This is a genomic window from Achromobacter pulmonis (assembly GCF_002885955.2).
GTDB classification, from domain to species: Bacteria; Pseudomonadota; Gammaproteobacteria; order Burkholderiales; family Burkholderiaceae_B; genus Achromobacter; species Achromobacter pulmonis_A.
The window spans coordinates 1,143,979-1,166,893 of the sequence record NZ_POQS01000001.1 but is presented as its reverse complement, the minus strand read 5'-3'; the positions used below and the strand labels follow the sequence as shown (position 1 = coordinate 1,166,893).

Annotated in this window: 25 protein-coding genes and 2 pseudogenes; 18 read left to right on the top strand and 9 right to left on the bottom strand. The window is 66.8% G+C overall.

Annotated elements, in window-relative coordinates; genetic code table 11:
- The 3 genes from C1I89_RS05405 to C1I89_RS05395 form a co-directional block, all read left to right on the top strand.
- On the top strand, nt 1-410 hold a 410-nt coding region (locus tag C1I89_RS05405), incomplete at its 5' end, for a M15 family metallopeptidase (protein WP_258231338.1).
- Nucleotides 407-928 (top strand): lysis protein, encoded by a 522-nt coding sequence (locus tag C1I89_RS35120; RefSeq protein ID WP_258231337.1) that lies wholly within the window; start codon nt 407-409, stop codon nt 926-928. The genes C1I89_RS05405 and C1I89_RS35120, both read left to right, overlap by 4 nt.
- Before the next feature lie 89 nt (nt 929-1,017).
- Nucleotides 1,018-1,260, top strand: a complete 243-nt coding sequence (locus C1I89_RS05395) for a DNA-3-methyladenine glycosylase (RefSeq protein WP_102771702.1) — start codon at nt 1,018-1,020, stop codon at nt 1,258-1,260.
- A gap of 476 nt (nt 1,261-1,736) precedes the next feature.
- On the opposite strand, the gene C1I89_RS35115 is transcribed toward C1I89_RS05395, so the two are convergent.
- Both C1I89_RS35115 and C1I89_RS34420 read right to left on the bottom strand, forming a co-directional pair.
- Nucleotides 1,737-2,174, bottom strand: a complete 438-nt coding sequence (locus C1I89_RS35115) for a hypothetical protein (RefSeq protein ID WP_102771878.1) — start codon at nt 2,172-2,174, stop codon at nt 1,737-1,739.
- Nucleotides 2,175-2,444: 270 nt separating this feature from the next.
- Entirely contained in the window at nt 2,445-2,609 is a 165-nt protein-coding gene (locus tag C1I89_RS34420) for a hypothetical protein (protein ID WP_181390888.1), read from the bottom strand.
- Nucleotides 2,610-2,832: 223 nt separating this feature from the next.
- On the opposite strand from C1I89_RS34420, the gene C1I89_RS05385 reads away from it, so the two are divergent.
- A complete protein-coding gene (locus tag C1I89_RS05385; protein ID WP_102771701.1) occupies nt 2,833-3,117 on the top strand; it encodes a hypothetical protein in 285 nt (94 codons plus the stop codon).
- An 82-nt stretch (nt 3,118-3,199) separates the two neighbouring features.
- Here C1I89_RS05385 and C1I89_RS05380 read toward each other — a convergent pair whose 3' ends face one another.
- Nucleotides 3,200-4,492 (bottom strand): tyrosine-type recombinase/integrase, encoded by a 1,293-nt coding sequence (locus C1I89_RS05380; RefSeq protein WP_102771700.1) that lies wholly within the window; start codon nt 4,490-4,492, stop codon nt 3,200-3,202.
- A gap of 167 nt (nt 4,493-4,659) precedes the next feature.
- Between C1I89_RS05380 and C1I89_RS05375 the strand changes: the two genes are divergently transcribed.
- From C1I89_RS05375 to C1I89_RS35110, 9 genes and pseudogenes are all read left to right on the top strand, one after another.
- Nucleotides 4,660-5,184, top strand: coding sequence for a hypothetical protein (locus C1I89_RS05375; protein WP_258231336.1), 525 nt, complete (start codon nt 4,660-4,662; stop codon nt 5,182-5,184).
- The gene (locus C1I89_RS05370) at nt 5,181-5,783 is read left to right on the top strand and encodes a pilus assembly protein TadE (RefSeq protein WP_102771699.1); all 603 of its coding nucleotides are present in this window, start codon (nt 5,181-5,183) and stop codon (nt 5,781-5,783) included. The genes C1I89_RS05375 and C1I89_RS05370 overlap by 4 nt, the downstream gene beginning before the upstream one ends.
- Nucleotides 5,780-6,457 (top strand): hypothetical protein, encoded by a 678-nt coding sequence (locus C1I89_RS05365; RefSeq protein WP_102771698.1) that lies wholly within the window; start codon nt 5,780-5,782, stop codon nt 6,455-6,457. The genes C1I89_RS05370 and C1I89_RS05365 overlap by 4 nt, the downstream gene beginning before the upstream one ends.
- A complete protein-coding gene (gene cpaB / locus C1I89_RS05360; RefSeq protein ID WP_102771877.1) occupies nt 6,454-7,317 on the top strand; it encodes a Flp pilus assembly protein CpaB in 864 nt (287 codons plus the stop codon). The genes C1I89_RS05365 and cpaB overlap by 4 nt, the downstream gene beginning before the upstream one ends.
- Nucleotides 7,314-8,657 (top strand): type II and III secretion system protein family protein, encoded by a 1,344-nt coding sequence (locus tag C1I89_RS05355; protein ID WP_102771697.1) that lies wholly within the window; start codon nt 7,314-7,316, stop codon nt 8,655-8,657. Before cpaB ends, C1I89_RS05355 begins: the two co-directional genes overlap by 4 nt.
- Nucleotides 8,658-8,661: 4 nt before the next feature.
- Nucleotides 8,662-10,311 (top strand): ATPase, T2SS/T4P/T4SS family, encoded by a 1,650-nt coding sequence (locus tag C1I89_RS05350; protein WP_102771696.1) that lies wholly within the window; start codon nt 8,662-8,664, stop codon nt 10,309-10,311.
- Nucleotides 10,308-11,153 carry a type II secretion system F family protein gene (locus C1I89_RS05345; RefSeq protein ID WP_102771695.1) on the top strand — a complete coding sequence of 282 codons (846 nt, stop codon included), beginning with the start codon at nt 10,308-10,310 and terminating at the stop codon, nt 11,151-11,153. The genes C1I89_RS05350 and C1I89_RS05345 overlap by 4 nt, the downstream gene beginning before the upstream one ends.
- A gap of 12 nt (nt 11,154-11,165) precedes the next feature.
- Nucleotides 11,166-12,038: a type II secretion system F family protein gene (locus C1I89_RS05340; RefSeq protein ID WP_102771694.1), complete on the top strand. Its 873-nt coding sequence runs from the start codon at nt 11,166-11,168 to the stop codon at nt 12,036-12,038.
- Nucleotides 12,035-12,265 (top strand): annotated as a pseudogene (locus C1I89_RS35110) (DUF192 domain-containing protein); the annotation flags it as partial. The gene C1I89_RS05340 and the pseudogene C1I89_RS35110, both read left to right, overlap by 4 nt.
- 9 nt (nt 12,266-12,274) lie before the next feature.
- Here C1I89_RS35110 and C1I89_RS35105 read toward each other — a convergent pair.
- Complete coding sequence (locus C1I89_RS35105; RefSeq protein WP_246842574.1) at nt 12,275-13,078, bottom strand: BPSS1780 family membrane protein; 804 nt, start codon at nt 13,076-13,078, stop codon at nt 12,275-12,277.
- A gap of 63 nt (nt 13,079-13,141) precedes the next feature.
- Entirely contained in the window at nt 13,142-14,110 is a 969-nt protein-coding gene (locus C1I89_RS05330) for a homoserine kinase (RefSeq protein WP_102771692.1), read from the bottom strand.
- A 178-nt stretch (nt 14,111-14,288) separates the two neighbouring features.
- On the opposite strand from C1I89_RS05330, the gene dusA reads away from it, so the two are divergent.
- Nucleotides 14,289-15,305 carry a tRNA dihydrouridine(20/20a) synthase DusA gene (dusA, locus tag C1I89_RS05325; protein WP_102771691.1) on the top strand — a complete coding sequence of 339 codons (1,017 nt, stop codon included), beginning with the start codon at nt 14,289-14,291 and terminating at the stop codon, nt 15,303-15,305.
- Between the two features lie 25 nt (nt 15,306-15,330).
- Here the strand turns inward: dusA and C1I89_RS05320 are convergent, their stop codons facing one another.
- Nucleotides 15,331-15,792: a CBS domain-containing protein gene (locus C1I89_RS05320; protein WP_102771690.1), complete on the bottom strand. Its 462-nt coding sequence runs from the start codon at nt 15,790-15,792 to the stop codon at nt 15,331-15,333.
- A 38-nt stretch (nt 15,793-15,830) separates the two neighbouring features.
- Nucleotides 15,831-17,144 carry a YihY family inner membrane protein gene (locus C1I89_RS05315; RefSeq protein WP_102771689.1) on the bottom strand — a complete coding sequence of 438 codons (1,314 nt, stop codon included), beginning with the start codon at nt 17,142-17,144 and terminating at the stop codon, nt 15,831-15,833.
- Between the two features lie 17 nt (nt 17,145-17,161).
- Here C1I89_RS05315 and C1I89_RS05310 point away from each other — a divergent pair, with 17 nt between their 5' ends.
- Together C1I89_RS05310 and C1I89_RS05305 are read left to right on the top strand one after the other, a co-directional pair.
- The gene (locus C1I89_RS05310) at nt 17,162-17,533 is read left to right on the top strand and encodes a DUF2069 domain-containing protein (protein ID WP_102771688.1); all 372 of its coding nucleotides are present in this window, start codon (nt 17,162-17,164) and stop codon (nt 17,531-17,533) included.
- Nucleotides 17,530-19,017 (top strand): protein adenylyltransferase SelO, encoded by a 1,488-nt coding sequence (locus tag C1I89_RS05305; protein ID WP_102771687.1) that lies wholly within the window; start codon nt 17,530-17,532, stop codon nt 19,015-19,017. The genes C1I89_RS05310 and C1I89_RS05305 overlap by 4 nt, the downstream gene beginning before the upstream one ends.
- A gap of 197 nt (nt 19,018-19,214) precedes the next feature.
- Here C1I89_RS05305 and C1I89_RS05300 read toward each other — a convergent pair whose 3' ends face one another.
- Complete coding sequence (locus C1I89_RS05300) at nt 19,215-20,180, bottom strand: IS5 family transposase (protein ID WP_102770808.1); 966 nt, start codon at nt 20,178-20,180, stop codon at nt 19,215-19,217.
- A 234-nt stretch (nt 20,181-20,414) separates the two neighbouring features.
- Between C1I89_RS05300 and C1I89_RS05295 the strand changes: the two genes are divergently transcribed.
- Complete coding sequence (locus tag C1I89_RS05295; RefSeq protein WP_102771686.1) at nt 20,415-21,134, top strand: response regulator transcription factor; 720 nt, start codon at nt 20,415-20,417, stop codon at nt 21,132-21,134.
- Nucleotides 21,135-21,186: 52 nt separating this feature from the next.
- A pseudogene (locus C1I89_RS05290) lies at nt 21,187-22,455 on the top strand (protein adenylyltransferase SelO); the annotation flags it as partial.
- A gap of 197 nt (nt 22,456-22,652) precedes the next feature.
- Here C1I89_RS05290 and C1I89_RS05285 read toward each other — a convergent pair.
- Nucleotides 22,653-22,915 (bottom strand): transposase (locus C1I89_RS05285; RefSeq protein ID WP_258231335.1); only part of this gene is annotated, 263 nt, incomplete at its 5' end.

Here is a 22,915-nt window from a genome sequence, read left to right as displayed (position 1 = left end):
TGAGCCAATTTCAACTTTCGCAGCGCAGCCTGCAGCGCCTGGAAGGGGTGCACCCGCGCCTTGTCGACGTCGTCAAGCTGGCGATCCAGCGCACGCCTGTGGACTTCACCGTGGTCGAGGGCCTGCGCACGGCCGAGCGCCAGCGCGAGCTGGTGGCCAAGGGGGCCAGCCAGACGCAGAACAGCCTGCACCTGCGGCAGCCCGACGGCTACGGGCGCGCCGTGGACCTCGCGCCGCTGGTGGGCGGGGCAATACCGTGGGACCGCTGGCAGGCCTTCGCCGACCTGGCCGACGTGGTCAAGGCCTGCGCCGCCGAACTGGGCACGCCGGTGGAGTGGGGCGGGGACTGGCGCACGCTGAAAGACGGCCCCCATTTTCAGCTGCCCCGCGGCTGGAAGGCGCCGGCATGATGGCCGCCGGCGTGAAGTTGGCCAGCGCGCTGGCAGGGTGGCGCGGCTACGCGGCTGCAGCGCTGGCCGGCGGTCTGATCGCAGGCGCCACGGCCTGGACCGCGCAGGGCTGGCGCTACGGCGCGGACATCGCCGCGATGCGTGCCGATGAATCTAACCGTGTGGCGGAAGCTCAGCGCCAGGCGCGTGAGATCCTGCAGCGGCGCTACGCCGAGGTGGGGCAGATCAACGAACGAAACGCGCGCGCCGAGTGGGCCGCGTATGGAGGGCTGCGCAGTGCGCAAATCGAAGATGACGGCCTGCGGGCTGATGTTGATGCTGGGCGCCAGCGGCTGCACGTCCGTGCCGCCTGCCCCGCCGCCAGCGGTGGAGTGCCCGAAACCGGCACCTCCGCCAGCGTGGATCATGGAGCCCGCGCCGAACTTGATCCAGCTGCTCGATCGGATTATTTCGCCCTACGAGCCGGAATTCGGCGGCTGACGGCGCAGCTGGAGGCGTGTCAGGCGCGGCTGCGCTAGCACCGCTGTACCGCCGAATCACCTTGGGTTTTGGGAATGATACTTGCGCATGACGTCCGCGACGTGACGGCGCGGCTCGCGAGGCTCGCATGGAAAAGGAAGACCTATTAGCGCAGATACTCACCAGGTCGGTACAGCTGGGCGATTTTGGAGACTGGGCGGATGTGCTTGGCGACTACGCCGGCTGCCTCTGGGACGTCCGGCACAAGCTGGAAGCGGAAGAATTTACCCGTTTTATTGACGTGGGCGCGGCTGTCTATCGAACACTGGCGCGCGCCGAAGCGTACCGACGCTCATCGGTTTGGAAGACTGATGTGAGCGACCGCCGCTGATGCGCAGACGCGTAACGTCCCGGGTTTTTTATGGGCAACAGCGACTGCCACCGAGCCGTCTGGCATGCGGTATTTGCCGCCGGACAGCCATTTCACTGTCTCGCCCGTGGCAAGGGTGCAAACGTACTGTGTGCTCGGAGCAGTCTCGGGGCTTCGCTTTATCACCAGTCGCCGCTCGACGCGGCACGTGGATCGATCAGGCATCCTCACAATGACGTCAGACAGCCGCGTGCCAGGCATATGTCTATCTCCCATGTGGTAGACGTCGCCCAGCGTGGAGTCCAGCCTATTGGGGACGCCCTTTTATTGGTCAACGATTCTAGGCAAAGGGGGCCCCAGAGGGCAATCGGTAATATGCCGTAAGGTATCGGGTTGGAGATGAAGGGGGCCGGACTTGACAGGATAGGGAGTGGTGCCCGTTACGGCGCGAAGGGGGGACTGGCTGGCCGCGCTAGGCGGGGGGCCAACCGCCGCGGTTATCCAGCCAGTTTCATGGAAACGTCGACGTGCGTACCGCGGTCCAAATCGATGCCTTTCCCGGCAGTACATTCGGGCAGGTCAAGCAGCTCGCCCGCAATTTCTTCGGCTTCAAGACGACGAGTGATGTCATCGAGTAGCTGAGTCCGAGAAGCGAATCCTTGGCCGCTCAGGCCTCTCACGAAAAGCCGGTAGGCTAGATTGGGCTCAGCCCCTTTCATGACGCCGAAGTCAAAAATTTTGCCTTGCTCGTTCCGAAGGAACAAGTGGCCAGGCCGGGCGTAGATCCTGTACACCCTCCAGGGAGAAACGGTCGCTGAGTGTGGAATCGGTTGACGTTCTCGGCGGCCACCGTGGTGATGAAACGATGTCGTCTGTGGGAGAAACTTTCTGCAAGCGGTGATCACGCGCGCAAATGATGTACTAACAAGCTTCATCATGATGTGACGGCCTAAAGGAATCGAAGCGCGGCGTCGCCACGACATAGCGAGTTAGCCGGCAGGATCTGAATTTTGATTCTGGGAGTAGTAGGCCTCTAGCGGGGCCTTCAATCAGAGCGGAGATATGGTGGATCGGGATCGGTCCACGACAACGCTGGCTCGCGCAAGCATGCGACGAGTCAGCGTCTGCTCACAAACTTTCGTTCATCCGGTAGCAGCGAGATTGCCGCATTTTCCGTGGAAGGTAGACCGAAAGCGTGCGATACGCTACTGAGGGGTGCGTTGCTTCATCGGATCATTCTGCGCCTGTTGTTTGCGCGCGGCTTCTTCTTTTTTTTCCTGATTCTGCTGCTCTTGCTGCTTGTTGGCTTGGTCATCTTGACCAGGTTGGGTGGGGGGGCCAGTTGCGCTGAAGCGAGTGGGAAATGTCATGATGTGTACCTCTTGAGTTGTCGTGGCGAGTGCCACGTACTCACAGTACGCCCAATGGTACGCAGTACCTACAAATGAATTGAAACAAGCGTAAGACCCGTGGCGGCACCTGCCGTACACTGAATTTATTCAGTCGTCTAGGAGGCGCCATGTCACAGTCCTTGAGTAGAGGAGGCGCAAATCGAGGGCCCAATTGCCTAGGGCCGTTCTGTGGAGAATGAGCATGAACCACTATCGCGATAGTTCGGACATCGAGCGTTGGCTCAATGAAGGTGGTTTGCAATTGCCTAAGTCTGCTGAGGTGTTGGATCCAGCAGTGCTTGACGAAGGCGAGCGACGAGTTATTGCCTGTCTTGGGGCTGCGAGCCTCAGTATCTGGCATGAATTTCCAACCGACATCAGAAGGATGGTCTTGCAAAGCGCAGTCAGCAATGCAACATACGACGCGACTTTGTTGAAGGAGAAGGTCGCTGCATTTATGCGAGGTCGGCAAGGCCCCTTGGCGTAAGCATAGTGTGCAACCTCGAGAGTTTGGACAATGCGACCCCACATCGGGGTTCTCCTGGCCAGTTGGAAGGGCCAGTATGGGATCAGGACGCGGCGCGCAGCGGGACAACTTTGGGACGTCCAGGCTTCAGCTTAACCGGCCCCCAATTATTTGGGTCGCCGACCAGCTTGGTCAGGTGCGCGCCCAGCATGTCGAACGCCTCCCGGCGCTGCGGCAGCATCTTCTGGCGCTGGTAGACCTTCACCAACTGCGTTTGCTCGGCGTGGTTCAGGCACTTCTCCACAACGTTCTCGGCCACGCCCAGTTCGCCCATGATGGTCGCGCCGGTGCGGCGCAGGTCATGCGTGGTCCACGGGCCGCCAGGCAACGAAAGCTCTCCGCGCACCCCGAGGCCTTGGAGCTTGCTGTTGCTCTGCTGGCGCATGGTCGCCTGATGGCTGAAAGCCCGGTACGAGACGTGGCCTACGCCGGCCTTGCCTGGGATCAGATAGTCGCCAGGTCGCGGTTGTTCGCGCAGGACCGACAGCCAGTAGAAGGCGAAGTCCGACAGCTGTATTGTGTGCTCCCTATTGGACTTGTTCTTCGCGGCGGGGATTGTCCATTCCTGGGCGTCCCAATCAATCTCGCTTTCCCGCACCGCCGCAATCTCCCCGGCGCGCGCCATAGTCGACAGTGCGATCCAGTATGCGGCCTGTGCGTACAAGGTCATGCCGGTGGCCTCCAGCAGCTTGTCGCGTAGCATCTTGATTTCGCCCGCGTCCAGCACGCGATCGCGCACCACGTCCTTGCCGCCCACCGACGTCTTTTTGATGAGTGCCGCGGGGTTCGCCTCGATCCATTCACGCTCGGCGGCATAGGCCAGCATCTGCTTGATGTCGATGAGGACGCAATTGGCCTGCGGTCCTTTGCCAGCGCGCACGAGCGGCGCAAGCAGATCCAGGATTCTGCCCTTGGTCAGCGAGGCGATGCGATCCTGGCCTGCGGCCGCCAAAACATGCCGACCCATGCGGGATTTGCAAGCGTAGACGCCCTTGGCATTGCGGCGGTTCGACAGCGAATCCTCGACCCACGTGTTGAACAGCGCCTGCACTGTTTCAGGCCGGCCTTCCACCTTGGAGCCCGGATCGATCCCCTTCTGCAACTGCTGGCGCATTTGGGTGGCTTTCTGCCTGGCCTCTTGTAGCGACACCTCGGGGTAGGGGCCGAGTGATTTCTTGGCCGGCTTGCCGGCGGCAGACGTGTAGCGAAAGATCCAGAGGCGGGAATTGTCAGGTCGGATCCGCAGGGACAGGCCGGCGCCATCAGTCAGCAGGTATTCCTTGTCGCGCGGTTTCGCGGTGGCCACCTTTCGGTCGCTCAGGACGTTTATTGCCATGCAAGGACTCCAGGGTACATTTCAGGGTACAAGTCGGCTCGCGCTTGGTTGATCTGGATTGGTACGGGTTTGTATAAAAAATCGTTTTATATCATGTGCTTGAAATTTCTGCTGGAATCTGGTGGCACAGGTTGGAACCAGAAAAATGCTATTACCGGGAATACGCAATGGGTTGGGCGACGGCGCAGGGCGACAAGAGCCGCGCGCCCGAGGGCCTGGAATACGTGGACGAACCGCCGCCGGATTTTTCCCAACAGGACTTCTGGCGCTGGGTCGAACTCTCCACGTCCTGGAATATCTTCGAGGGCGCGACCAATCCCTTGGCCAACTCATACGCCATGGCCCACGCCCAGCGCTGGGGCGCCACGGGGCTGCCGGCCTACCGCGAAGTCGCCGCCGCCCGCGGCCGCGCGCCGCTGCGTTTCGCGGTGTCGGTCAGGCTGGCGGGCTCCGCCCTGAAAACCACGGACGCGGGCAGCTCGGTCGCCGCGCCCGTGGGCCGGTTCGCCTACGCCGCCTTGGGGCGGGCCGGGGCGGTCACCGTCACCTCGGCCGCCGAAACCTATTTCGTCCGCCCGCAGGCACGGGCCGACGGGCGCGGCGAACTCGCCACGCTATTCCGGCCGTACTGGCAGGCGCGGCTGTCCGCCGTCACCGCCCAGGAAGCGGCCGGCGCAAGGCAGGCGCCATGAAGCCGCGCCAGCACCGGCAACACGGCCAGGCCATGATCGAAGCGCTGCTGATGCTGCCGCTGCTGGCCGTCTTGGCATGGGCCGTCACGCGCATCGGCGGGCTGCAATACGCGGCGCAGGAAATGGCCCAGGCCAGCCGCCAGGCCGTCATGGCCGCCGCGCGGGGCCAACCCCTGGCAGGCGTGGATGGCGCCGCGGCGCGCGCGAATCTCTCCGGCGCGGCCGAGACCCTGGACGGCGTCGCTGCGCCGCGCCTCGCCGGTTTGCAACATGCCTGGTTCGAGGCCGGCCTGCAGTTGCTGAGCGTGCAGGCCCAGGCCGGGCCGCAAGCGCTGCCGGTCTCCCGCCGCACGCATGTGGCAAGCGGCGCCGGCTACGCCTGCGGCGACGCCGACGCGCAGCGCCGCATCGGGCAGGCGCCGCAATCGTGGCGGCGCGCGCAAGCGGCCTCGCTGGCCCAGGCCCGGCGGCTGTCCGGCCTCGTCGAGCGCATGGACGGTCCCTGGGGGCGGCCGCGGCTGTCGCTGGACTGGCTGTCCGACTGGGCCGACGTGGTGCCGGCCGATCGGCTCGGCGCGCGCGGGAAGGGCAGGCCATGAACGCGGCGCCCTCGATCGTCCTGCGTCTGGCGCTGGCGGGCGCGCTGGCTTGCGCGGCGGGCATGTGGCCGCCGCCGGCCGCGGGCGCGGGCCCGGCGGCGCTGGAGGCGCTGCGCCTGCCGGCCGGGTCCCGCCGCGAACCGCTGGCCGATGCGATGTGGCTGCATGGCATGCCGGCGCGGGTGCAGGTGTTCGACGCGCCGCTGGGCGTTTCCGATCTGGTCCGTTTCCTGTCGGGCCAACAGCCCGCCCTGGCCGATCTGCGCGTGCTGCCCGGGCAGGCGATCCTGTCCGGGCGCATCGGGCATGAGCAATGGATCGTCCAGATGGAAGGCCTGGGGCCGCGGCGGACCGTGGGCAGCATTTCGGCGGCGGACACGCGCGCAATGGCCGGTCCGCCCAGGCCGCAATGGCTGCCGGCCGGCGGCAGGCTGCGGCTGGACATCGCGGTGCGCGACGGCGGCGTCCTGGTCACCGAGCGCATCTGGCAGTACGGCGAGCCGCCGGCGCGGCTGGCCCGGCGCGTGGCCCAGAGCCTGAAGCGCGCCGGCTGGCGTCCGCTGCCTGCCGCGGGCGCGCCGCAATGGTGGACCAAGGGGGCGGCGCGGCTGCGCATTTCGCTGGCGCCGCTGGCCGCCGGCAGCGGGCTGCTGGCCAGCGGGTGGACGCCATGAAAAGCTGGCTCATCCAGGCGCGGCAGCGGCTGCGCCGCGGCGGCGTGTATGCGCTGGCGCTGGGCGCGGGGCTGGTATCGGCCTGGGCGGTGCGTGAACACGTGCAGCAACGCATCCAGGTGCTGGAGGCCGAAGCGCGCGTGCCCCTGGTCAGCCGGCTGGTCGCGGCCCATGACCTGCAGGCGGGCACGCGGCTCGACGAATCCCATCTGGCCGTGCGCGACATTCCGGAGCAATGGGCGTCAAGCGCCAGCATCGACCCGCTGGACCTCGACGGCATACTCGGCGCCACCTTGCAGTCCGACGTCGCCCGCGGCGAATCGCTGCTGCGCGCCTATCTCAGCTTCGATGCGCCGGCGCCCGCGCTGGCGTCGCGGCTGCGGGCCGGGCAACGCGCCCTGAGCGTGGCCGCCGCGGACCTGGGCGGGCTGGCGCAGATGCTGCGCGCCGGCGATGCGATCGACATCTACGTCAGCTTCACGCACCGGCAGCGCGAGCTGACCGTGCCCGTCCTGCAAGGCATGCGCGTGCTTGCCGTGGGCAGCCAGGGCGAGGACGACGGCGATGGCGGCAGCCCGGGCAACGTCACGCTGGCGGCCAGCCCCGAGGAAGCCATGCGGTTCGTGGCGGCGCGCCAGGCCGGCGCCCTGACGGCCCTGCTGCGCCATCGCGACGACGCGGCCCGGGTGGCCCGCAGCCCGCAAAGCGACCTGGCCGCCCTGATCGGACTCGACCCCGCACCCAAGGCCGCGCCGGGCGTGGCCATCCTCTACGGCGACCGGCTCGACGCGCAGGCCGACGGGTTCCCGCGGGACGCCGCGGCCGGCATCGCAACGGACACGCGGGAGGAGCGGCCATGACGCGCATGCTCGCGGCGCTGGCCGCGCTGGCGATGTGCCTGGCCTGCGCGGCGGCGCACGCGCAAGCCGAAGTGCTGGAGTTGCAGGTGGGGGAAACGCGGGTGCTGTCGCACCCCGGCGTGCGGCGGGTGGCCATCGGCAACGGCCAGGTGGTCGGGGCGGTCGCGGCCGAGGGACGCGAAGTGGTGGTGTTCGCGCGCGCCGAAGGCGTGTCGTCCATGCACGTCTGGACGGGCAGGGGGCAGCCCCGGGCCTACGAACTGCGGGTCGTCGCGGCGGGGGCGCCGCAGTTGCGGGCCGAGGTGCGCGAGCTGCTGGGGCGTATTCCCGGCGCGCGCAGTTCGGAAGTGGGCGGGCGCATCGTGATCGAAGGCGACGACCTCTCCGACGACGACCGCGCGCGCATCGCCGCCCTGGCCGAGCGCTATCCCGCGGTGCTGGACTTCACCGGGCAGGTGGGCTGGGACCGCATGGTGCTGCTGGACGTGCAAGTGGTCGAGATCCCCACGTCCAGGCTGAGGGAAATGGGCGTGCGCTGGGCCGGCGTGAGCCAGGGCGGTCTCAACGCCGCCCTGGCGTGGGACGCGGGTTCGCTGGGGCGCATGAGCCGCCCGGGAGAGGCCGTGGTCGCCACCGCCGGCGCGGCCACGGCGGCCGCCGGGTATTTCGGCGTCAATGCGCTGCTGTCGGCCCGCCTGGCCGCCCTGGCGCAAAGCGGCGAGGCCGTCATGCTGGCGCAGCCCCAGCTGCTCGCGCGCAGCGGCGCCAGCGCGACCTTTCTGGCCGGCGGCGAAGTCCCTTACGCATCGACGGATGCGCGCGGCAATTCCACCACGCTGTTCAAGCCGTATGGCGTTTCGCTGCGGATCACGCCGCGCATCGATCGCAACGGCGTGATCCGGTCCCTCATCGAGGTGGAGGCCAGTTCGGTGGACGCCTCGCTCAGCGTGCCGGGCGGGCCCGCGCTGCGCACGCGCCGCGCCTCCACCGAATTCAACGTCCGTTCCGGTAGCACGCTGGTCATCGGCGGCTTTCTGTCGCGCGAACGCGCCAGCGAAGTCAGCGGCCTGCCCGGACTGCAGGACATTCCCATCCTCGGCGCGCTGTTCGCGTCGCGCCGCTACCAGCTGCGCGAAACAGAGCTGGCGATATTCGTCACGCCCAAAATCATTTCGCAGAACGAGCCGGCCATGGCCGACCGCGTGCGCCGCGGCCGCGATGCGCTCGATGCGGCGTTTCCCGAGCCGCCCCGGCTCGGAACCGCGGCGCCGGCCGCCGCCGCTGGCTGGGACCCCTATACGGGCGCCGGCTCCCAATGGGTGGAACAGAAGAAGGAGTGACACCATGCTTGCCATAGAACTGACGTTCGAGGATGCGGCCGTGCGCAGGCTGCAGGCGGCCGCGCCGCTGCTGATCGGCCGGGGCGCGCATTGCGGCCTGCGCATCGCGAACTGGCGCGTGGGGCGCCAGCATGCGCGGCTGCTGCGCGAAGACGCGGCCATCGTGCTGGAGGACCTGGGCACGCTGGGCGGCACCATGGTCAATGGCGCGCGGATCGTGCGTCATGCGCCGGTGCTGCCCGGCGACGAGATCCTGATCGGCCCGTGCCGGTTGCGCGTGTCGCTGGCCTCGCCGCCGCAGGCCGCGCCGGCCGCCTGCGCGTCCGAGCCGCCGCGTCGCGCGCAGGCCGACCCCTTGCCCGGGCCGCCGCAGCACCTGCTGCACGAACGCCGGCGCCTGCATGCGGCGCTGCTGGAAGCGCTGGACCTGCGGCGGCGCGACGTGGCGGGCATGAGCGACGCCATGCTGCGCGCCGAGGCCGAGCGGCTGCTCACGCAGATCGTCGCGGATGACCTGGACCTCGCCGCCGGCACGGACCGCGCGGCGCTGTGCCGCGAGGTGCTGGACGAGGCCGTCGGCCTGGGGCCGCTGGAGCCCCTGCTGGCCGCCGGCGATATCACCGAGATCATGGTCAACCGGCACGACGAAATCTACGTGGAGCGCGGCGGCCGGCTGTCGCGCCATCCGGCCGCCTTCACCAGCGAGCAGTCGGTGCGCTGGGCCATCGAGCGCATCGTGACGCCGCTGGGGCGGCGCATCGACGAAAGCTCTCCCATGGTGGATGCGCGCCTGTCCGACGGCTCGCGGGTCCACGCCATCATTCCGCCCGTGGCGATGAAGGGCGCCAGCCTGACCATACGCAAGTTTCCGCGGCAGCGCCCGCGCATGCCCGACCTGATCGCGGCCGGGTCCCTGAGCGATGCGATGGCGCAGTTCCTGGGGCTGTGCGTGCGCACGCGCAAGAACCTGGTCGTCTCCGGCGGCACGGGTTCGGGCAAGACCACCTTGCTCAATATTCTGTCCAACGAGATTCCGCAAGGCGAGCGCATCGTCACCATCGAGGACGCCGCCGAGCTGTGCCTGAACCACGAGCATCTGGTCGCGCTGGAGGCGCGGCCCGCCAACCAGGAAGGGCGCGGGCGCATCGATATCCGCGAACTCGTGCGCAACGCGCTGCGCATGCGGCCGGACCGGATCGTCGTGGGCGAGTGCCGCGGGCCGGAGGCCTTCGACATGCTGACCGCAATGAATACGGGGCACGAGGGCTCGTTGACCACGCTGCACGCCAACTCGGCCCGCGACGCCCTGGGGCGGCTGGAATCCATGATCCTGATGGCCGGGCTCGACCTGCCGCTGTCGGCCGTGCGCGAACACATCGCGGCCAGCGTGGACGTCGTGGTGCAGCAGGCCAGGCTGGCCGACGGGCAGCGGGCGGTGATTTCCATCACCGAAGTGACCGGCATGGAAAGCGGGCGCATACAGTTGCAGGAATTGTTCCGCTACGACCGCCGCCACGGCTTCGCCGGCTGCGGCGCCATGCCCGGCTTTGCGCGCGAATGGAGTGAAAGCGCAGCTGGCTTCGATCCGGGCTGGTTCTCCGACGCGGCGGGGCGCGAGGCCGGCGCATCGGCCTATCCGCAGGTCCTGCCGTGATCTGGCTGGCCGCGGCGGGCGCAATGATCTGCGCCATCGTGCTGGCCTGGCGCGCGCAGGGCTGGTTCGCGCCCGCGCTGCGGCGCTACCGCGAGGTCTACACCCACGAGGCCGGGCTGAAGCTGAGCGAAGTATTCCTGTTCATCGATCCGGCCCAGCTGTGGGCCGGGGCGATGGTGTGCGCGGCCCTGGCCGCCGCCCTGGTGCTGCCGCTGACGGGCAGCGCCGTCGCGGCCGCGCTGGCCGCGGCGCTGGCTTCGCGCATGCCGCGCGCGCTCATCGACGCGCTGCGGCGCAGGCGGGCGCGCCGCTTCGAGCAGCAATTGCCCATGGCCCTGCTGATGCTGGCCTCGGCGCTGCGGGCCGGGGTCGCGCTGGGCACGGGCCTGCGCCACGTCGTCGAGCAAAGCAGCGCGCCGCTGGCCCAGGAATTCGGACTGATGCTGCGCGAACAGCGCATGGGCGTGCCCTGGGACACGGCCCTGGAAAACCTGCTCGGCCGCATGCCCGCCGAAGCGACTTCGCTGGTGGTGGCGGCCATGCGCATCGCCGCGCAGACGGGGGGCAATCTAGCCGAGGCGCTGGAGAGCATCGCCCATACGCTGCGCGCCAGGCTGCAACTGCAGGCCAAGCTGGTGGCGCTGACCTCGCAGGGCCGGCTGCAGGCCTGGATCGTGGGCGCGCTGCCCATGCTGCTGCTGGCCGTGCTCGACCGCCTGGAGCCTGACGTCATGGGCTTGCTGTGGCGCACGCCGATGGGTTGGGGCGTGCTGGCCGTGGTGGCGGTGCTGGAGACCGCCGGCGTGCTGCTGATCCGGCGCATCATCCGCATCGATATCTGAAGGGAGGCCAGGGTGTGGCTATATCTCGGACTATTCACGGCGGGCAGTTGCGCGGCGTGGCTGGCGTGGGCCTTGCTGCAGCCGCTGCTGCGCCAGGGCCTTGCGGCGGTAGCGACGCTGCCCTGGTGGTGGCGGGCGGCCTGGCCGTGGATCTCGGCCACGGCGCCGCTGGCGGGGCGCCTGTGCACCTGGCGCTGGCGCCTGCGCCTGATGCGCGCCATCGACCGGGCCGCGCTGCCGGCCGGCGTAGGCTACGCCCACATGGCCGCGCTGTGCTGGAGCGCGGCGGTGGCCGCGGGAACGACGGTGTTGGCCGGCATGGCCGCCCTGACGCAGGCGGGGCCCTGGGCATGGGCCGCTTGGACGGCCGCGGCCGCGCTGGCGGCCGGCGCCGCGCCCTGGCTCTGGCTGCTCGACCTGGGCCGCAAGCGGCGTCGCAGCATCGAACGGGACCTGCCGTTCGTGTTCGACATGATGACCCTGTGCGTGGAGGCCGGATTGAGCGTGCAGGGGGCTTTGCAGCTGGCGGCGCGCAGCGGGCCGCCGGGCGCCTTGCGCGATGCGCTGGCCGACGCCCTGGCGGAGATGCGGGCCGGCGTGTCCCGCAGCGCCGCGATCAAGGCCCTGGCGCAGCGCTGCGACAGCCCGCTGGCGCGCAACTGGGCCGCGGCGGTGGCCCAGGCCGAGGCTTTGGGGATCAGTCTGGGGCCGGTGCTGCGGGCGCAGGCGGCGCAGTGCCGCAGCGACCGCCATCTGCGCGCCGAGCAACTGGCCATGCAGGCGCCGGTGAAAATGCTGCTGCCGCTGATCGCCTGCATTTTTCCGTGCACCTTCATCGTGCTGGCGTTTCCGATCGCGGTCCAGTTGCTGCAGGGCGTGCAATGAGCAGGCCCACGCCCTTGCCGCGGGGCCGCCTCAGGTTGCTGAAAGTCACGCGCTGGAGCGTCCGCCTGAGGGGGCTGTTGGGCCGCCGGCCGCCCGGGCCGCGCTGCGGCATCCTGCTGGCGCCCTGCGCGGGCGTGCATACCTTCGGCATGCGCTACGCGATCGACGTGGCGTTCGTGGCGCCGGATGGAAGGGTGCTGCGGGCGCGCCGGGCGCTGGCGCCCTGGCGCGTGGCCTTATGCCTGGGCGCCGTTGCCGTCGTTGAGATGCGCGCCGGCGTTCTCGATGCCGAATACGGAGGTATAGGCGGGGTAGAAGCTGCAATACAGCACACCGCCGGCGGCGATATTGAAGGGGATCTGCAGCGTGCCCGCAAACTGCGGCGATAGCCCGATGGCCACCAGCAGGCCGGCGCAGAGGTCGATGAACAGGAAGATCAGGACCCAGGTGGCGCCGTACACCAGGAACGGCAGCTTGTTGCGCCAGCAGGCGATGCCCGAGAAGAACAGCGCCTGGACCAGGCGCAGCCCGTGCCAGGCCACCAGCACCGGCGCGTGCCAGAAGAGCGCGGCGATCACGACGTAGACGATGGCGAACAACGACAGCGGCAGGGCCATCGCCGACAGGATGGGCTCCATGCTTTTCTCGACGGAGGCGATGCGCATGCCTTCGACCATCGCATCCGTGAAGGGCAGGAAAATCACCAGGCCGGCCACCATGCACAGCGCGGCATACAGCAATCCCATCAGGAACAGCTTCCTGAAGACCCCCGGTTGTTTCAGCGGCTTGCCCCACATCGAGGGCAGCATGACCCGGTCGGCCTCGACATGCTTGCATGCGGAGAGCGTCATCAGGGTAATGATGGGCATCAGCGCAACGACCAGAATTGGGCCGATAGGCGGCGTTGCGGTGGCGAAAACGACCAGAAGACTGATGGCCATGGCCCAGGTGAACATGGCCAGGGGTTGCTTGCGGAACAGGCGGAAGCCGTCTCGAACCCATTGCCAGCCGGATGCCGCGGGGAGGAATGCTGCTTGCATGGCTCTCTAGAAGGGGAATCTCTCAAAAAGGGACGCTATACGTCATTATGGGGGCCATGACCGTTACGGCAATATGGGCAGCCCCGGCCGGTGGCGCGCCTGCAACACTCTTTCGAAGTGCCGCGGATCGTGCGGTTTGAGGGTCTGCGCCGGCCGCGGCAGGAAAAAGTCGTACAGCCGCGATATCCAGAAACGCAGCGCGGCGGCGCGCAACATCAGCGGCCAGGCCTCGCGTTCGGCGTCCGTGAACGGCCGCTCGGCGGCATAGGCGCCCAGCCAGGATGCTACCAATTCGGGGACGAACTCGCCCGTGTCGCGCTCGATGCACCAGTCGTTGACGCTGACCGCCACGTCGAACAGCCAAGTGTCGCAGCCGGCGAAATAGAAATCGATGATGCCGCCCATGAGCGGGTCTTCGAAGGTGCCGGCGAACAGCACGTTGTCGCGGAACAGGTCGCAGTGGGCCGGACCGCCGGGCAGCGACTGCCAGGCGGGCGTCGCGGCGGCGGCCTGCTGGGCGGCCAGCTCGGCCTGCAGCAGATCGGCCTGGGCGGGCTCCAGGAAGGGCAGAACCTTGGGTGCGGTGTCCAGCCACCACGACAGCCCGCGCAGGTTGGGCTGCTGCAGGGGGAAGTCGCGGCCGGCCAGGTGGGCGCGTGCCAGCGTGGCGCCGGCCAGCGCGCAGTGCGCGACGCCGGGCGCCGGCTCGTAGCCGCCGGGCAGGCGCGAAACAATCGCGCAGGGCTTGCCGTGCAGGGTGGTCAGGCGCGTGCCGTCGCGCAGGGTCTGCGGGCGCGGCACCGGGATGCCGCGCTCGGCCAGGTGGTACATCAGTTCGATATAGAACGGAAGCTGGGCCTGCGTCAGCACCTCGAACAGCGTCAGGACGTACTCGCCGCGGCTCGTGTACAGGAAGTAATTGGTGTTCTCGATGCCCGCCGTGATCCCCCGCAGCGAAATGAACTCGCCCAGGTCGAAATGCGCCAGGAGGCTGCGCGCGTCGTCGTCGGATACGGGAGTGAATACGGCCATTGATATGCGGGAGTCAGGGGTTAACGGAAGGCCAGGACATGCCTGTGCGGCGGCGCAATTTTAGACCACCCGCCGCATCGGCCCGGCCGTGGGCGTCCGGGAGCCGCAAGCCGCTTGCCGGACACAATCCGGCCAAGCACCGTAAAATACCGCATCCCCTTGTTTTGCAGAGTGATTCTTGGACTCCCCCGACTGGCGGCTGTGCGTCGCCCCCATGATCGATGTGACCGACCGCCACTGCCGTTTTTTCCATCGGCTGCTGGCGCCGCGCGCGCGCCTGTACACGGAAATGATCACCACCGGCGCGCTGCTGTACGGCAATGTCGAACGCCACCTGGATTTCGACGAGACCGAGCATCCCGTGGCCTTGCAACTGGGCGGCAGCGAGCCGGACGCCCTGGCCCAGTCGGCCCGGCTGGGTCGCAAATGGGGCTACGACGAAATCAACCTGAACTGCGGCTGCCCGTCGGAGCGCGTGCAGAAGGGCGCTTTCGGCGCCTGCCTGATGGCTGAGCCGGCGCTGGTGGCCGACTGCATGAAGGCCATGCAGGACGCGGTGGACATTCCCGTCACTGTCAAGCACAGGCTCGGGCTGGATTACGACGAATCCTATGAATTCGTTCGGGATTTCGTCGGCAAGATCTACGACACCGGGTGCCGGGTGTTCATCGCCCATGCCCGCAACGCGGTGCTCAAGGGCCTGTCGCCCAAGGATAACCGCGAGATCCCGCCGCTGCGCTACGACGTGGTGCGCCAGCTCAAGCGCGACTTTCCGGATTGCACTTTCGTGCTCAACGGCGGCCTGGCCGACGCCGAGCAATCGGTGCGCGCCGCCGGCGATTTCGATGGGATCATGCTGGGCCGCGCCGCCTGGCATACGCCACGCGTGCTGTCCGAGATTTCCCTGCAGCTGTGGCCGTCCCTGCGGCTGCCCAGCGATGCGCAGGTGGTCGACGCCATGACCGAATACGCCGCGCGCCAGGTCGCGCGCGGCGTGCCGCTGCGCGTGATGACGCGGCCCATGCTGGGCCTGGTGAACGGGCAATCGGGGGCGCGCCGGTGGCGGCGCATGCTGTCGGACCCGGCCTTGCTGGCGGAAAACCGGCCGGAACTCATATACGAGGCCTGGCGCAGCCAGCGGCATGCGCCGGATATGCGCGGCGCCGCGAGCGTCGCGGCGCCGGCGGGAGCCTGATCGGCGGCGGGCGCCGCCGGTGCAATCAGGACTTGGCCGGTTCGGCGCTTTCGGTGGGCCAGTCGCGGATGTAGGCCTTGAGCATGTTGTTTTCGAACTGCTGGGCCGCCACGATGGCCTGGGCCATGTCGTAGAAAGAAATCACGCCCATCAGGGTGGGGCCGTCCATGACCGGGATGTAGCGCGCGTGCTTTTCCAGCATCAGGCGCTGCACTTCCTCGGCGCTGGTATTGGGCGAGACGCTGACCGGCGCGTCGTCCATGATGGAGCGGATGGTGGTTTCCCCGGCGTTGCCGCCATGCGCGTGCATGTGGCGGATGATCTCGCGGAACGTGAGCATGCCGGTCAGGGTGCCGAACTCCATGATGACGAGCGAGCCGATGTCCTGCTCGCTCATCGTTTGCACGGCCTGGGACACAGGCATGTCGGGCGACGCCGTATAGAGCGTATCGCCCTTGACGCGCAAAATCTCGCTGACCTTCAACATCGGTTCCTCCTGGGCGGACTACGCCCGAATACTGATTACTAATTCTTTTTCGCTTCCAGCTGCAATACCGGCGCGATTCCATTTTCAGTATTTTGCGCTTCTCCGCAGACTTCTTCCAGCGTGGGCGTATTTTGTTCGGAAAACACGGCGGCCGCGACCCGCAGTATTTCCGGGTCGTTGCGCACCCTGGACTGGTTGCGGTCGAGCAGAAAATGGTCCACCACAGGCGCCATCGAGGTCTGGCGGGCGTCGCAGGTCAGCACCCAGTTGTCCTCGGGCGTGCGCGTGGCCAGCCCCATGCCGCTCAGCGTTTCCAGCACTTCGTTGAGCTCGTCCTGGTGCAGCCGCAGCTGCGAGGCCAGCACGCTGGCCGGCAGGCCGCGCTGCTGCGCGCCGACCTGCGCCTTGCGCAGCGCGCGCAGCGCGTCCAGGGCGTCGACGAAGGTGGCGCCGGCATAGCGGTTGATCTTGCGGCGGCCCAGGCGGACCAGCGGCGCGCTGGAGGCCAGCGTGGCGCCCAGCAGCACGGCCAGCCAAGACAGGTAGATCCAGAGCAGGAAGATGGGCAGGGTGGCGAAGGCGCCGTAGATGACGGTGTAGGTCGGAAAGCGCGTCAGGTAGTAGGCGAAGGCCGATTTCATGATTTCCAGCGCGATCGCGGTCACGCAGCCGCCCAGCAGCGCGTCGCGCCACAGGACTTCGCGGTTCGGCACCACCACGAACAGCGCGGCGAATCCCAGCGCGGTCAGGACCAGCGGGATGAAGGAAATGGCCACGCTGACGATTTCCGGCACGTCGCGCACCAGCCCCAGCGACTCGCGCGCCACGAAGGAGGTGGCCCACAGGCTGGCGCCGGCCACCACCGGCCCCAGCGTGATGAGCGCCCAGTAGACCAGCGCGCGCTGGCGCAGCGGACGCTGGCGCGTGACGTGCCAGATGTCGTTGAGCGCCTTGTCGATGGTCATGATCAGCAGCAGCGACGTGATCAGCAGGAACACGCCGCCGATGGCGGTCAGGCGCGAGGCCTGGCGCGCGAACTGGTTCAGGTAGTCCATGATGTTGTCCGAAACGGACGGCGGCATCAGGCTGTTGGTCAGGAAGTCCTCGAGCGCGAGGCGGAATTCCTGGAACACGGGAAACGCGGTGAACAGCGACAGCACCACGGCCAGCATCGGCACGATGGCCAGCACGGTGGTGAAGGTGAGGCTGGAGGTGACCTGGAGCAGTTTTTCTTCGCCGGCGCGTTCAAAGGTGAAGCGGACGATGCGCCAGGCTCTCGCGCCCCATGAAGAGCGCGATGTCGGGGATCTGGGGGCCGCCGGCGCGGCGGCAGGCTCGGCGGGGCGATTCATCAGGCGATAATAGCAGCATGAACCCTGAACTCAACCCCCGCCTGCGCCTGCTCGCCTCGGTTTCGCTGTTTGCCCTGATAGTGCTTTGCGTGACCTGGGAGACCGTGGTGGCGCCGGTGCGGCCCGGAGGGTCCTGGATGCTGCTGAAGGCCTTGCCGCTGGCGTTTCCGCTGCGCGGCATCCTGCGCGGCAATCTCTATACCTACCAATGGGCGTCGATGCTGTCGCTGCTGTACCTGATGGAAGGGGTGGTGCGCGCCATGTCCGACCCGGCCGCGCTGTCGGTGGCGATGGCGTGGGGGGAGATCCTGCTCTCGACGGTTTTCTTCCTGAGCGCCATTTTCTACGTGCGGCCCGCCAAGCGGGCCGCCAGGAGGCAACGCGCATGAGCGCCCATACGCTGGCCGAACTACGTACGGTCAATTCCTTCGCCGCCTTGCCGCCGGCTTTCTATACGCGTCTTGCGCCGCGCCCGCTGAACCAGCCGCGGCTGCTGCACGCCAATCCCGACGCCGCGCGCCTGATCGGCCTGGACCCGGCGGTGCTGGATACGCCCGAGTTCCTGAGCGTGTTTTCGGGCGCGCAGCCGCTGCCCGGCGGCGATACCCTGGCGGCCGTCTACAGCGGCCACCAGTTCGGCGTCTGGGCCGGCCAGCTGGGCGACGGGCGCGCCCACCTGCTGGGCGAGGTCGAAGGGCCGCAGGGCGCCTGGGAGCTGCAACTCAAGGGCTCGGGCATGACGCCTTATTCGCGCATGGGCGACGGCCGCGCCGTATTGCGCTCGTCGGTGCGCGAATACCTGGCCAGCGAAGCCGTGCACGGCCTGGGCGTGCCCACCACGCGCGCGCTGGCGCTGGTGGTTTCCGACGACCCGGTCATGCGCGAAACCGTCGAGACCGCCGCCATCGTGACGCGCATGTCGCCCAGCTTCGTGCGCTTCGGCTCGTTCGAGCACTGGTCCTCGCGGCGCCAGCCGGAACCGCTCAAGACCCTGGCGGACTACGTCATCGACCGCTATTACCCGCAGTGCCGCGAAATGCCGGGCGGCGCGCCGCGGGACGACGGCGTGGCCGTGCTGAACCTGCTGCGCGAGGTCACGCGGCGCACGGCGCGGCTGATGGCCGACTGGCAGGCGGTCGGGTTCTGCCACGGAGTGATGAACACTGACAATATGTCCATCCTGGGGCTTACGCTGGATTACGGCCCCTACGGTTTCATGGACGGCTTCCGGCTGGGGCATGTCTGTAACCACTCGGATACCGAAGGGCGTTATTCCTGGAACCGGCAGCCGTCGGTGGCGCTATGGAACCTGTACCGCCTGGGCGGCAGCCTGCATGCGCTGGTGCCCGACGTCGACGGCCTGCGCGCGGCGCTGGACGAATTCGAGCCGGTGTTCACCCGCGCGTTCCACGAACGGATGGCCGCCAAGCTCGGCCTGGCCGCGTGGCAGGTGGAGGACGAGCCGCTGCTGGACGATCTGCTCAAGCTGATGGACGCCAACCAGGCCGACTTCACCCTGAGCTTCCGGCGCCTGGCCGATGCGCTCGCGGGCCAGCGCAGCGCATTCGAAGACCTGTTCATCGACCGCCCGGCCGCGGGCGCCTGGCTGGACCGCCTGCTGGCGCGCCATGCGCAGGACGCGCGCCCGGTGCCCGAGGTGGCGGCCGGCATGAACCGCGTCAATCCGCTGTACGTGCTGCGCAATCACCTGGCCGAGGAGGCGATCCGCGCCGCCAAGACGGGCGACGCCGGCGAAATCGATACGCTGCTCAAACTGTTGCGTAATCCCTACGAGGCGCAGCCCGGTTATGAGCGGTATGCGGGATTGCCGCCCGACTGGGCCGGCAGCATCGAAGTCAGCTGCTCGTCCTGAATATACCGAGCCGCCGTAAACTGATTTTGAAAGGACTTAGGGAAGGTCTGAAGAACTCGATTTCAAACATCCAAAAATCGACCTCATGACCAAAGTATTCAAAAATGGTTAAAAACTGCTCAAATCATCGCCACTTTCGGGTTGTTTGCACCCCGATCAGGCCCGTTTTCGGGCCTGTTGGCGCTTTTTGGGCGCACTTACCCTGCCACCGCCGTCAACGGGCGGCGTGCCATCCAGATATTGGACAGCGTAAACAACATTTTCAAATGCGCAGTGTTCTTGGCCAGTCCACGGAATCTGACTTTACGAAACCCGAATTGGCATTTGATGACACGAAACGGATGCTCAACCTTGGCTCGAAGACTGGATTTGGCCCGCTCAATGTTTTGCGTCAAACGATCAATTGCGCTGTTACCCAAGGCGCGCCGTTTGCCGGGGCGCATGGCAATGTGCCAGGTTACGTCACGCCCTTGGTGCTCGGGTCGTTTGTCTACGCCTTGATAACCGGCATCGCCAAAAGCCAACGTTTCTTCACCATGCAGCAACGCAGCCGCCTGAGTAACATCATGCTCATTGGCAGCGGTGCCCACCACCGTGTGGACCAGCCCGCTGTGAAGATCAACCCCAATGTGGGCCTTCATCCCAAAGTGCCACTGGTTTCCCTTTTTGGTCTGATGCATCTCGGGGTCCCGCGTGCCGCTGGCGTTCTTGGTCGAGCTGGGTGCATCGATAATTGTGGCGTCCACAATGGTGCCTTTGCGCACCTGAATGCCTTGATCCTGCAACAGCAGGTTGACCGCCTCAAGCGCTTGGTCGGCAATGTTGTGCTGCTCGAGCAGATGACGGAAGTTCAAAATGGTGGTCTCGTCCGGCACACGACCTCCAGGCAGTTTGGCAAACTGGCGCATCGAAAAGCTGTCGTACAGCGTCTCTTCCATGGCCGGGTCCGACAGCGAAAACCACAGTTGCATGAAGTAGATGCGCAGCATCGTTTCCAGCGGATACGGTGGACGACCGATGCCCGGTTTGGGGTAATGCGGATCGACCAGATCGGCAAAGAGCTTCCACGGCACCGCACGCTCCATCTTGGCCAGAAACTTCTCACGGCGCGTTTTCTTGCGTTTGCCAACGTACTCGGCTTCGGAAAAACTCAACTGGCTCATCGGGTTCACTCGGATCGGACTGTTTTCAATAACTTATATTCTGACAGGTTCGTTGGACTTGTTCAGAGGTTCCTTAGGCGAAAATACCTATTTGGAAATGGAATATCGCAGTTTTTTTCACTGCAATCATTCGTTTCCATTGTAAAAGTCGTAAGATTGTCGCCAACGGGACACTCCGGGGGCCAGCGTCCGCGGGGCATTTGTCGATACTCTTCAATATAAAGCACTCTAAATATGGCTGGCGCAGATGGTTTGCTGTGTATCGGTCTGCTTGAGGATGACGCCGATTTCCGGGAGGAACTGGCGTTAGGCTTGGGTGGCTATGGTTTTCGGGTGGCATTCGCCTGTGATAATGCGGCGGCGTTTTATCGCCGGTTGCAGGAGCAGCCGTGCGACATCGTCATACTCGATGCGCACTTGCCGGGCGAAGACGGTTTTTCCGTGGCGACCCGCCTGCGCGCCCTGAGCCCCGTCGGCATCGTCATGCTGACCGGCCGCAGCGCGCTGGTAGACCGGGTGCGCGGCCTGGAAGGCGGCGCCGACGTCTACATGACCAAGCCCGTGGACCTGCTGGAGCTCAGCTCGGTCATACGCAGCCTGGCCCGCCGGATGCGCCTGGCCAAGGCGCCGAATCCCACCGCCGCGGAAACCCGCGCTCCGGCCGACAGTTCATGGTCGCTGCAGGACGGCGGCTGGATACTGGTGGCGCCGGACGGCGCTTCCCTGCATCTCAGCGCGCAGGAGCGTACTTTCCTGATCGCGCTGATGGACGCGGCCGGCAGCGCGGTCAGCCGCCAGGTGCTGGCCGAACTGTTCCTGCCCGACAGCCCGGGCGGTTTCGAATTGCGCCGCATCGACGTGCTGGTCAGCCGCCTGCGCGCCAAGGCGCAAAGCGCCGGCCTCAAGCTGCCGGTGCTGTCCGTGCGCGGCCAGGGCTACGTGTTCGCCGCCTGAACCGGCGGCGGGTTGGACGGCAGCGTCACGACGAAACGCGTGCCCACGCCCACCGTGCTTTGCNGTCTACAGCGGCCACCAGTTCGGCGTCTGGGCCGGCCAGCTGGGCGACGGGCGCGCCCACCTGCTGGGCGAGGTCGAAGGGCCGCAGGGCGCCTGGGAGCTGCAACTCAAGGGCTCGGGCATGACGCCTTATTCGCGCATGGGCGACGGCCGCGCCGTATTGCGCTCGTCGGTGCGCGAATACCTGGCCAGCGAAGCCGTGCACGGCCTGGGCGTGCCCACCACGCGCGCGCTGGCGCTGGTGGTTTCCGACGACCCGGTCATGCGCGAAACCGTCGAGACCGCCGCCATCGTGACGCGCATGTCGCCCAGCTTCGTGCGCTTCGGCTCGTTCGAGCACTGGTCCTCGCGGCGCCAGCCGGAACCGCTCAAGACCCTGGCGGACTACGTCATCGACCGCTATTACCCGCAGTGCCGCGAAATGCCGGGCGGCGCGCCGCGGGACGACGGCGTGGCCGTGCTGAACCTGCTGCGCGAGGTCACGCGGCGCACGGCGCGGCTGATGGCCGACTGGCAGGCGGTCGGGTTCTGCCACGGAGTGATGAACACTGACAATATGTCCATCCTGGGGCTTACGCTGGATTACGGCCCCTACGGTTTCATGGACGGCTTCCGGCTGGGGCATGTCTGTAACCACTCGGATACCGAAGGGCGTTATTCCTGGAACCGGCAGCCGTCGGTGGCGCTATGGAACCTGTACCGCCTGGGCGGCAGCCTGCATGCGCTGGTGCCCGACGTCGACGGCCTGCGCGCGGCGCTGGACGAATTCGAGCCGGTGTTCACCCGCGCGTTCCACGAACGGATGGCCGCCAAGCTCGGCCTGGCCGCGTGGCAGGTGGAGGACGAGCCGCTGCTGGACGATCTGCTCAAGCTGATGGACGCCAACCAGGCCGACTTCACCCTGAGCTTCCGGCGCCTGGCCGATGCGCTCGCGGGCCAGCGCAGCGCATTCGAAGACCTGTTCATCGACCGCCCGGCCGCGGGCGCCTGGCTGGACCGCCTGCTGGCGCGCCATGCGCAGGACGCGCGCCCGGTGCCCGAGGTGGCGGCCGGCATGAACCGCGTCAATCCGCTGTACGTGCTGCGCAATCACCTGGCCGAGGAGGCGATCCGCGCCGCCAAGACGGGCGACGCCGGCGAAATCGATACGCTGCTCAAACTGTTGCGTAATCCCTACGAGGCGCAGCCCGGTTATGAGCGGTATGCGGGATTGCCGCCCGACTGGGCCGGCAGCATCGAAGTCAGCTGCTCGTCCTGAATATACCGAGCCGCCGTAAACTGATTTTGAAAGGACTTAGGGAAGGTCTGAAGAACTCGATTTCAAACATCCAAAAATCGACCTCATGACCAAAGTATTCAAAAATGGTTAAAAACTGCTCAAATCATCGCCACTTTCGGGTTGTTTGCACCCCGATCAGGCCCGTTTTCGGGCCTGTTGGCGCTTTTTGGGCGCACTTACCCTGCCACCGCCGTCAACGGGCGGCGTGCCATCCAGATATTGGACAGCGTAAACAACATTTTCAAATGCGCAGTGTTCTTGGCCAGTCCACGGAATCTGACTTTACGAAACCCGAATTGGCATTTGATGACACGAAACGGATGCTCAACCTTGGCTCGAAGACTGGATTTGGCCCGCTCAATGTTTTGCGTCAAACGATCAATTGCGCTGTTACCCAAGGCGCGCCGTTTGCCGGGGCGCATGGCAATGTGCCAGGTTA

What these genes read in the sequence shown, in the direction of transcription:
- C1I89_RS35120 (WP_258231337.1), top strand. Translation starts at nt 407, where the DNA reads ATGATGGCCGCCGGCGTGAAGTTGGCCAGCGCGCTGGCAGGGTGGCGC.
- C1I89_RS05395 (WP_102771702.1), top strand. Translation starts at nt 1,018, where the DNA reads ATGGAAAAGGAAGACCTATTAGCGCAGATACTCACCAGGTCGGTACAG.
- C1I89_RS35115 (WP_102771878.1), bottom strand. Translation starts at nt 2,174, where the DNA reads ATGAAGCTTGTTAGTACATCATTTGCGCGCGTGATCACCGCTTGCAGA.
- C1I89_RS34420 (WP_181390888.1), bottom strand. Translation starts at nt 2,609, where the DNA reads ATGACATTTCCCACTCGCTTCAGCGCAACTGGCCCCCCCACCCAACCT.
- C1I89_RS05385 (WP_102771701.1), top strand. Translation starts at nt 2,833, where the DNA reads ATGAACCACTATCGCGATAGTTCGGACATCGAGCGTTGGCTCAATGAA.
- C1I89_RS05380 (WP_102771700.1), bottom strand. Translation starts at nt 4,492, where the DNA reads ATGGCAATAAACGTCCTGAGCGACCGAAAGGTGGCCACCGCGAAACCG.
- C1I89_RS05375 (WP_258231336.1), top strand. Translation starts at nt 4,660, where the DNA reads ATGGGTTGGGCGACGGCGCAGGGCGACAAGAGCCGCGCGCCCGAGGGC.
- C1I89_RS05370 (WP_102771699.1), top strand. Translation starts at nt 5,181, where the DNA reads ATGAAGCCGCGCCAGCACCGGCAACACGGCCAGGCCATGATCGAAGCG.
- C1I89_RS05365 (WP_102771698.1), top strand. Translation starts at nt 5,780, where the DNA reads ATGAACGCGGCGCCCTCGATCGTCCTGCGTCTGGCGCTGGCGGGCGCG.
- cpaB (WP_102771877.1), top strand. Translation starts at nt 6,454, where the DNA reads ATGAAAAGCTGGCTCATCCAGGCGCGGCAGCGGCTGCGCCGCGGCGGC.
- C1I89_RS05355 (WP_102771697.1), top strand. Translation starts at nt 7,314, where the DNA reads ATGACGCGCATGCTCGCGGCGCTGGCCGCGCTGGCGATGTGCCTGGCC.
- C1I89_RS05350 (WP_102771696.1), top strand. Translation starts at nt 8,662, where the DNA reads ATGCTTGCCATAGAACTGACGTTCGAGGATGCGGCCGTGCGCAGGCTG.
- C1I89_RS35105 (WP_246842574.1), bottom strand. Translation starts at nt 13,078, where the DNA reads ATGCAAGCAGCATTCCTCCCCGCGGCATCCGGCTGGCAATGGGTTCGA.
- C1I89_RS05330 (WP_102771692.1), bottom strand. Translation starts at nt 14,110, where the DNA reads ATGGCCGTATTCACTCCCGTATCCGACGACGACGCGCGCAGCCTCCTG.
- C1I89_RS05320 (WP_102771690.1), bottom strand. Translation starts at nt 15,792, where the DNA reads ATGTTGAAGGTCAGCGAGATTTTGCGCGTCAAGGGCGATACGCTCTAT.
- C1I89_RS05315 (WP_102771689.1), bottom strand. Translation starts at nt 17,144, where the DNA reads ATGAATCGCCCCGCCGAGCCTGCCGCCGCGCCGGCGGCCCCCAGATCC.
- C1I89_RS05310 (WP_102771688.1), top strand. Translation starts at nt 17,162, where the DNA reads ATGAACCCTGAACTCAACCCCCGCCTGCGCCTGCTCGCCTCGGTTTCG.
- C1I89_RS05305 (WP_102771687.1), top strand. Translation starts at nt 17,530, where the DNA reads ATGAGCGCCCATACGCTGGCCGAACTACGTACGGTCAATTCCTTCGCC.
- C1I89_RS05300 (WP_102770808.1), bottom strand. Translation starts at nt 20,180, where the DNA reads ATGAGCCAGTTGAGTTTTTCCGAAGCCGAGTACGTTGGCAAACGCAAG.
- C1I89_RS05295 (WP_102771686.1), top strand. Translation starts at nt 20,415, where the DNA reads ATGGCTGGCGCAGATGGTTTGCTGTGTATCGGTCTGCTTGAGGATGAC.